Raw genomic sequence first — 8211 nt, forward strand, 5'->3', positions numbered from 1 at the left:
AATGGTCTCGTGGGCTCGGAGATGTGTATAAGAGACAGTTCGGTGGGTGCGGCGTCCGCGGCAGCCCCCAGCGCTGCGGTCTCCGGTGCACCGGAGACCCAGATCTCGGGCGTTGTGCCGGCCGCCGGCCCGGCTGCCCCGGCATCTACGGATTCATCGACGGCCCCGACGCAGGCCCCGGCTCCGGAGTCTGCTCCGTCCGCCGCGGACAAGACCCGGACCGCCGGCGTCCCTGCTGCCGCCGCCGGTGCCGCCGCCGCCGGTGCCGCTGCACAGACGGCTCCCGCCGCGGAACAGACCCAGGCCGCCGGCGTGCCGGCCGCCACCGGCGGCAGCGCCCCCACTACAGTCAACCCCCAGGTCCGGCCGCAGGAACAGGCTCGGCCGCAGGAACCCATCGGCGCGACCGTTGATCCCGCCAGCCGGCCCGCGGAGGACGATGTCCACCCCGTGCACGAGGCCTTCTGGTTCGCCGTCGCGCAGCCCCGCACCGCCGTCGATGTGCGCACCGGTGCCCCGGCGTTCGTCATTGAACCCGGCGGCTGGGTCCTTGCCCTGGAGGACCGCGGCAACGAGTTCCTGGTCCAGCACACCGACGGCCGGCTCGGCCTTTTGCGGGACCTCAGCAACATCGAACGCGGTTAGTCCGCCGCCGTGACCACGGAATCCGGCAGCCCGGAATCCGGCACCCCGATCCCGGGGAGCGCCAAGCCGGGTGCGCCGCGGGCGTCGGGGGAGTCAATGCTGGCGCTCAAGCGCCGCGCGCGCCGGATCAACCGGGAACTCGCGGAGCAGTACCCCTATGCCCACGCGGAGCTGGACTTCCGCACGCCGTTCGAGCTCGTGATAGCCACCGTGCTGTCCGCGCAGACCACGGACGTGCTGGTCAACCAGATCACGCCCCTGCTGTTCGCGCGCTACCCGGATGCGCGGCGGATGGCGGAGGCGGATCCGGCCGAGCTGGAGGCCATTATCAAGCCCACCGGCTTCTTTCGTGCCAAGGCCAGAAATCTCCTGGCGCTGTGCACCCGGCTGGTGGACGAGTACGACGGCGAGGTGCCGGGCCGGCTCGCGGACCTGGTGACGCTGCCCGGCGTCGGGCGGAAGACCGCGAACGTCGTGCTGGGCAATGCCTTCGGCATTCCGGGCATAACGGTGGACACCCACTTCGGCCGGCTGGCCCGGCGCTTCAGCTGGACCGAGTCGGATGATCCGGTCCGGATCGAGTCGGACGTCGCTGAGCTGTTCGAGCCGAAGGACTGGACCATGCTCTCGCACCGCGTCGTCTTTCACGGCCGCCGCGTCTGCCATTCCCGGAAGCCGGCGTGCGGCGCCTGCGCGGTGGCCAATTGGTGCCCCAGCTATGGCATGGGGGAAACCGATCCGGAGAAGGCAAAGAAACTGCTGAAGTACGAACTCGCCCCGGGCCAGGAGCAACTGCTGGCCCGGCTGCTGGCCGAGACGCACCGCGCCGCGGAAATCCGGATGGAATCGCAGAGGAAACAGCCGTGACCGCGCGCCAGGACCTCGTCGACCTCGTTGCCGCGGTGGAGGCGGGCACGGCGCCGGCCCCGGATCCGCGCTGGCGGGAACTCGCCGTCGAACCCGGCGAGCGGATCCGTAGGGCAGCGGTGCTCATGCTCTTTGGTGCGCTGGACAATGTCCCCGCAGTGTCCGAGAAGTTGCTGGCTCCGGCCGATTTGGACGTGCTGCTGCTGCAGCGGGCCCAAACGCTGGAGGACCATCCCGGGCAGGTGGCGTTTCCCGGCGGCGGCATCGATCCAGGTGAGTCCGTGGTAGGCGCGGCCCTCCGCGAGGCGGAGGAGGAGACTGGGCTGAACCCTGCGGGGGTGGACGTGCTCGGCGTGATGCCTGAACTGGCCCTGCCCCGGGGCAATTTCCTGGTCACACCGGTCCTGGCCTGGTGGGCTGCCCAGTCGCCGGTCCGGGTGGTCGACTACGGTGAATCCGCGCAGGTGTTCCGGGTCCCGGTCAGGGACCTGCTGGACCCGGACAATCGGGTGATGGCCACGGTCAGCCGGGCCGGCCAGACATTCCAGAGCCCAGCCTTCACCGTCAACGGCGTCGTGGTGTGGGGTTTTACCGGGATGATCCTGAACCAGCTTTTTGAACAGCTGGGCTGGGCCGTGCCGTGGGACCGCGCGCGGCTCTACGGAATTGATGTGTGAAGCCCGCACAGCGCCGGCCTGCCGGCCGGGCAGCAACGGGGTTGCAGCCGCCTAGCCGGCAGCCACCGGGCTGCCCGCCAGAGGAGCCATCGCCCGTCCTCCCGACCTGCTGGAGGCGACCCGCCTGTGAGCGCCGGAATGATCCACAACCAGGCCGGTCGCGGCGTTCTCGCGCACGGCGTTGATGCCCGCCGCTGCGCTCTTGATGGAGCTGAAGAGCGGGGACACGGCCACTACCGTGCCATCCGCCGCCGTCAACCTGAAGAAATAAGCCTTGTCGCCAGCTTGCGCGATCTCAAAAATGCCAGCCAAACCTGTGCCTCCCCAATATCCTTGCGTCTTTGCAATAGCCGGCGGATCGTACGGGAAATCACCGGCCTTTCCGAGAGTAGCCCGGTGACGGAGCACACACAACGCTACCGACGGGTACGTTACAGGCGGTGACTTCGGTCACTCATTTGGCGTTGTCGTACGAGTCGACGACGGCCACGCTGACCGGAAATTCCACCGGAATGCGGCCGAACAAGAGCTCTTTCGCGGCATTTGCGGAGTCTTCGATCGCTTTGATGCAATCTGCGACCGCACTTTCGGGGCAGTGCACCATCACCTCGTCGTGGAGGTAGAACACCAGTTCGCCGGCAGCTGCGCCGTCCGCCCGTATGGCGCGAAGCCGGCGTCGCAGTTCCGCGAGCCAGCATGCCGCCCAGTCGGCGGCCGAGCCCTGGACCACAAAGTTTCGGGTGAAGCGGCCGCGAGAGCGTGCGATCGAGTCCGCCCGGCGCTGTTCTTCCGCGGTCGTGGAGTGCTGGCTCTGCAGCCAGCGCTCCGACGGCGGCGGGCTGCTCCGGCCCAGGCGCGAAGTCACGGTCCTGCCGGCTTCGCCGTCGCGGGCAGCCTGCTCGACGAAGCCCACGGCGCGGGGGTAGGTGCGGGCCAGCTGGGGCATCAGCCGGCCGGACTCGCCCGTGGTCGCCCCGTAGATGGCCCCAAGGAGGGCCACCTTCGCCTTCGCCCGGTCGCCGCCGAAGCCTTGGGCGGCAATGCCGGCATAGAGGTCCTTGTCCCGGGCGGCTTCGGCCATTTTGGAATCCTGGGCCAGCGCCACGAGCACGCGCGGTTCCAGTTGCGAGGCGTCGGCAACGATCAGTTTGTGGCCGGGATCGGCGTGGACCGCGCCGCGGACCTGGCGCGGGATTTGCAGCGCCCCGCCGCCCCGCGACGCCCACCGGCCCGAGACCACGCCGCCCACCACGTACTCAGGCTGGAACCTGCCGTGCTTCACCCAGGTATCAAGCCACGCCCAGCCGTTGGCCGCGTGAAGACGGGCCAGTTTCTTGTAGGCCAGCAGCGGCACGATCACGGGGTGGCTGGATTCTTTCAGCTCCCATTGGCGGGTGGTTTTCACTTCGATGCCGTTGCGGTGCAGGGCGCGCATGAGCTCCTGCGGGGAGTCCGGGTTCAGCGCGGGCGACTTCAGCAGCAGCCTTAGTTCGGCCGTGAGCGATTCGAGTTTGGCCGGACGCTGACCGGGAGCCGGGCGGGGTCCGAGGTGTTCCGCGAGAATCTGCTCGTGGAGTTCCTCCCGCCACGGGACGCCGGTGTGCTGCATTTCGGCGGCGATCATGGCTCCGGCGGATTCCGCCGCGAGCAGCAGCTGGAGCCGTTGGCGCCGGCCGGCGTCAGGGACGATGACCGTGCCGGAGGCGGTTCCGGGCGCAGGTCCCGCCTGGCGAAGGGCCTCCTGCTGCGCGGCGTACTCAGCCCGGAGAGCCTCAAGGGATTGGCCGGGACGCTGGCCGGAGGCCGGGGCATCAAACAGGGCCCCTTGTTCCGGCGGCGGGGCAGGAGGCTGCAGCCCCCGCGGTGGCTGGTGCAGCTCGTCGTCCTGGGTCAGCTTCTCCGCCGCCTGCGCGTAGCCGGTGTGGGCGGTGAACTCCGAGTGGGCCAGGATCGAACCGCACAAGGTGAGGTCGTAGCAGCGCTCGAGTTCCACCCCGGCGCGCAGCAACGCGGGATACCAGTCCTGAGTACGGTGCCAGATCCAGCGCGGGTGCCGCTCCTCAAGTTCGCGCACAATTCCGGCGAGGGCGCCGGGCCTGACCACGCGGGGTTCCGGATCGGAGGGTTCGGGGGCGCCATCGGCCGTGAGGTGCTGCAGTGCCGCGCCGTCGGCGTGGGCAGCGAGCAGCAGATACATAGGGTCAATTCTGCCCTGCTCCGGGACGTGGTCCGTGCTCGGTCGCCGGCCGCGGTGCAGGAAAGACGCCGGAGTTGTCCACATAGCCCACGACGGCGGTTCCGCTGCGGTCTCGGCCCGGGCACAGTGGCAGCATGAACAGGCACCAGCACCGTGGTCCAGGCTCACCGCCACCGCCGCCGCGGGCGCATGAGCCCTGGACCCCCGGGGATTCCGCGGAAATCCTGCTCGTAACCGGCGCCGATGTGCTGCGCGGCGAGGTGGAACGCATCGTCGCAGCAGCCGGGGGCCAGCTGCGGACGGTGCAGGACGTTGCCGAGGCCGCGCCGTTCTGGGACGCCGCGGCCGCCGTGCTGGTGGGCAGCGACATCCGCGGGTTGCCGCCCCGGCGGAGGCCCCCGGCTGTGATGATCGGCCTCGAAGGTGACGGGGAAGGGTTATGGCATCTGGCCGCCGCCGTCGGGGCCGAACGCGTCGCGGTGTTGCCGGACGCCGCCGCCTGGCTGGCGGAATACCTGAGCCGGTCCCGCGCCCCGGAAGCCGGCGGACTGGTGCTGGGTCTCACCGGCGGCTGCGGCGGTGCCGGGGCCACGACCGCCGCCATCTGGATCGCGCAGGCCGCCGCCGGGGCCGGGATCCGGGTGCTGCTGATCGACGGCGACCCCCGGGGCGGGGGCCTGGAACTGGCGCTGGCCGCCGAGGAAACCCACGGGCTCCGCTGGCCGGATCTGGCCGGGGTGAGCGGCAGTATCGACCCCGCCCAGCTGGAGGAGTCGCTGCCGATCGCCGGTGGATTCTCCTTCCTATCGTGGCCGGGAACCCGTGACAAAGCCGCCGGGGTGGACGCGACCACCGTAGCCGCGGTTCTTGACGCCGCCCGCCGCGGTTGCGAATTGGTGGTGCTGGATATCGGCCGGGAACGGGAAGCTTTGCGGGCCTTCGCCGGCGAATGCGACCGGATCATCGTCGTGGCGCCCGCCCGGCTGCGGGCCGCCGTCGCCACGGCCTGGCTGCTGCAGGAGCTTCCACCCGTGGACACTGCGCTCGTGGTCCGGGCCAGTCGCGGCGCCGCTTTGGATGCGCCGCTGATCGCCGGCTCCGTGGGGCTTGTCCTTCAGGGCATCATGCCGGACATCAGGGATCTGGCCGGGGCAACGGAACTCGGCCGCCTTCTCGAAACCGGCCGGCACCGCGCCGTCCGCCGGTTCGCGGCCGGACTCCTTGAGCTGAACGGCGGAGGCGACTCATGAGTGCCCACGCGGCCGCAGAACCGGCCGGACCGGAACGTCCGGCCCGGCGGGCACCGGGTCGCCGCCGCTCGCAGGGATTTCTCGACCAGACGCTGCTGGAGTCCGTGCGCGAGTCCGTCATGGCCGATGCCTCCCCGGTGACCCCCTCAAGGGTCGCGGCTGCGGTCCAGGCGAGCGGGCGGTTGCTCGGCACGGCCGGCGCCCTGGCCGCAGTGGAGAGCATCAGCGCGGAATTGAACGGCCTGGGCCCCCTGCAACCCCTCACCCGCGATCCCGCCGTGACAGACATCTTTGTCAACGGGCCGGACTCGGTCTGGTTGGACCGCGGCAGCGGTCTGGAAAAGGTGCCGGTCGTCTTCTCCGGGGAACCGCAGATCCGCGCCCTTGCCGCGAGGCTGGTGGCAGCCGGTGGCCGCCGCCTGGACGACGGTTCGCCATGCGTCGATGTCCGGCTCGACGGCGGCTACCGGGTGCACGCGGTGCTGCCGCCCATTTCCACGGCCGGGACACTCCTGAGCGTGCGGATCCGCCGGGCCACGGTCTTCTCCATGCCAGAGCTGAAGCGCGCCGGCATGTTCGGGGCCGGGACGCCCGGGAGCCTGGTCCAGTCAGTACTCGAACGCATGGTGGCGGCCAGGCTGAGCTTCCTCATCAGCGGGGCCACCGGTTCGGGGAAGACCACGTTACTGGCGACGCTGCTGGGATTGTGCCACCCCGGGGAGAGACTCGTCCTGATTGAGGACGCCGCAGAATTGAATCCCGTCCACCCGCACGTCGTCTCGCTGGAATCCCGGCACGGAAACCTGGAAGGCGGTGGTGCCGTCGACTTGGGCGAACTGGTCCGCCAGGCCCTCAGGATGCGGCCGGACCGGCTGGTGGTGGGCGAATGCCGCGGCGCCGAGGTCCGCGAGCTGCTCTCGGCGATGAACACCGGACACACCGGAGGCGGCGGGACCATCCACGCGAATGAGGCGGCGGCTGTGCCTGCCCGGCTGGCGGCCCTCGGCGCGCTCGCCGGCATGGGCCAGGACGCTGTACGGCTGCAGGTCGCCAGCGCCATCGACGTCGTCGTGCACGTCGAGCGGACTGAATCGGGCCGCCAAGTGGCGAGCATTGGAATCATGGAGGTCCAAGACTCGGGCCTGGTTGTCGCCGCCGCACTGGAGATCCAACAGCGCGAGCTCCGCTTCGGCGGAGCCTGGCCGCTGCTGGCGCGCCGTCTCGGCCTGGATCCCGGGTTGGCCGGGGCGGACCCCTCCGAACTGCAGGCGGCCCCGCCGGCAGGACGGACGCCGGGTTCCGGCCGCGAATCCCTCCAGCCCTGGCCGCGGCGATGACCGTCTTCCTCATCGTCGTTTCGGTCCTGGCCGTGTGGTTGGCCTTTCCCACCCCGCGCGCGGCCGGCCATCGTACCTGCAGGGCCTTGCACGCCGCGGGCACGCGAGCTCCCGCGGCCTACGGGTCGCCGGGATCACGCCCAGGACGAGCCGTCGGGGGCATGACCCGTTGGCGCGGCGGGGGATCCGCCGATGCCGGGGCCGTCCCCATGACAGTCCTGGTCCAACAGTTGGCCGCGCTGCTGAAGGGAGGGCGCATCCCCGCCCGGCTGTGGGATGAACTGTGGGCCCTCTACGGCGGTGACGCCGCGCGGGACGGGCCGGCGGCCCAGGCGGCAGTTCACAGCGCCGGCCAGCCCCGCGGCGCAAACGGCGCCGGAACGGTCCTCGGCCCGGAGTCCCGCAGGATCCTCGCAGCCGCGCGTGCCGCCGCCCGGCGCGGGTCCTCCGTGGCCGCGGCCATCCGCCGCGAGGTCTCCGCGGTTTCTGCCGGTGCGGGCGCCGTCATCACGGTCACCGGGGGTGCCGTCGGCATCCGGGCCCGCCGCGACGTGCGCGTGTGGGGCGAGCTCGCCGCATGTTTTGACACCGCTGAAGCCAGCGGTTGCCCCCTGGCCGATGTCCTGGCGCGCTTTGCCGCCCACCTTGAAACGGAGGACGACGCCGAGGCGGCTCGGCAGACGGCCTTGGCGGGGCCCCGCGCAACCGTTCGTCTGCTGACCTGGCTGCCCCTGTCGGGCCTGGGCCTCGGCCTGTTGCTCGGCGTGGACCCGGTAGCCACACTGCTGGGAAATCCTTGGGGCCTGGCGGCGTTGGCCGCAGGCGTGGCGCTGACCGCCGTCGGCCGGTTGTGGTCCGCAAGGCTCGTCCGCGCCGCGGCGGAAGCACCAACGTGACGCCGCGGTCGTCGCCGTGAGGCCCGAACTTGCCGGTTTCGTGATGGCAGCGAGCCTTGCCGGGGCAGCCGCCGTCGTCCTCGCCCGCCCGGGCCGTGTCCGCCGGCGGCTCCGGCGCCAGCTTCGGGCGCCTGCTGGCGGGGCCGCCCGGCGCCCCGCCGGCCCCCCCGCCCGCCCGCCGGGCTCCCCCGCCCCGCGGGATCCCGCCCAGCTGCTGGAAACGCTCGGCGGCACCCCTGCTAGAGGAGACCCGGCTGTACGGGCGCCCCGCCCCGTGGCCGCCCCCCCGTCACCCCCGCTCGGCGGGCACCCTCCGGCCGCTGTGTCTCGCCCTCCACTCCC

General features: G+C 71.4%; 7 protein-coding genes. 5 read left to right on the top strand and 2 right to left on the bottom strand.

Annotated features, from left to right (window positions below; genetic code table 11):
* Positions 1-741 precede the first annotated feature (741 nt).
* Positions 742-1512, top strand: a complete 771-nt coding sequence (gene nth / locus ARTB_RS21245; RefSeq protein WP_243182269.1) for an endonuclease III — start codon at positions 742-744, stop codon at positions 1510-1512.
* Positions 1509-2189, top strand: a complete 681-nt coding sequence (locus ARTB_RS21250) for an NUDIX hydrolase (RefSeq protein WP_028278263.1) — start codon at positions 1509-1511, stop codon at positions 2187-2189. Before nth ends, ARTB_RS21250 begins: the two co-directional genes overlap by 4 nt.
* 51 nt (positions 2190-2240) lie before the next feature.
* Here ARTB_RS21250 and ARTB_RS21255 read toward each other — a convergent pair whose 3' ends face one another.
* Positions 2241-2501 carry a YegP family protein gene (locus ARTB_RS21255; protein WP_308197265.1) on the bottom strand — a complete coding sequence of 87 codons (261 nt, stop codon included), beginning with the start codon at positions 2499-2501 and terminating at the stop codon, positions 2241-2243.
* Between the two features lie 142 nt (positions 2502-2643).
* A complete protein-coding gene (locus tag ARTB_RS21260) occupies positions 2644-4386 on the bottom strand; it encodes a bifunctional 3'-5' exonuclease/DNA polymerase (protein ID WP_243182267.1) in 1743 nt (580 codons plus the stop codon).
* 134 nt (positions 4387-4520) lie between these two features.
* Here ARTB_RS21260 and ssd point away from each other — a divergent pair, with 134 nt between their 5' ends.
* The 3 genes from ssd (at position 4521) to ARTB_RS21275 (ending at position 7869) form a co-directional block, all read left to right on the top strand.
* Positions 4521-5636, top strand: coding sequence for a septum site-determining protein Ssd (ssd, locus tag ARTB_RS21265; RefSeq protein ID WP_243182268.1), 1116 nt, complete (start codon positions 4521-4523; stop codon positions 5634-5636).
* Complete coding sequence (locus tag ARTB_RS21270; protein ID WP_439954159.1) at positions 5633-6973, top strand: TadA family conjugal transfer-associated ATPase; 1341 nt, start codon at positions 5633-5635, stop codon at positions 6971-6973. The genes ssd and ARTB_RS21270 overlap by 4 nt, the downstream gene beginning before the upstream one ends.
* 161 nt (positions 6974-7134) lie before the next feature.
* Positions 7135-7869: a hypothetical protein gene (locus ARTB_RS21275; RefSeq protein WP_043437054.1), complete on the top strand. Its 735-nt coding sequence runs from the start codon at positions 7135-7137 to the stop codon at positions 7867-7869.
* The last annotated feature ends 342 nt before the right edge of the window (positions 7870-8211 follow it).

Origin of the sequence: Arthrobacter humicola (assembly GCF_022803015.1) — a bacterium.
Lineage (GTDB): Bacteria > Actinomycetota > Actinomycetes > Actinomycetales > Micrococcaceae > Arthrobacter > Arthrobacter humicola_A.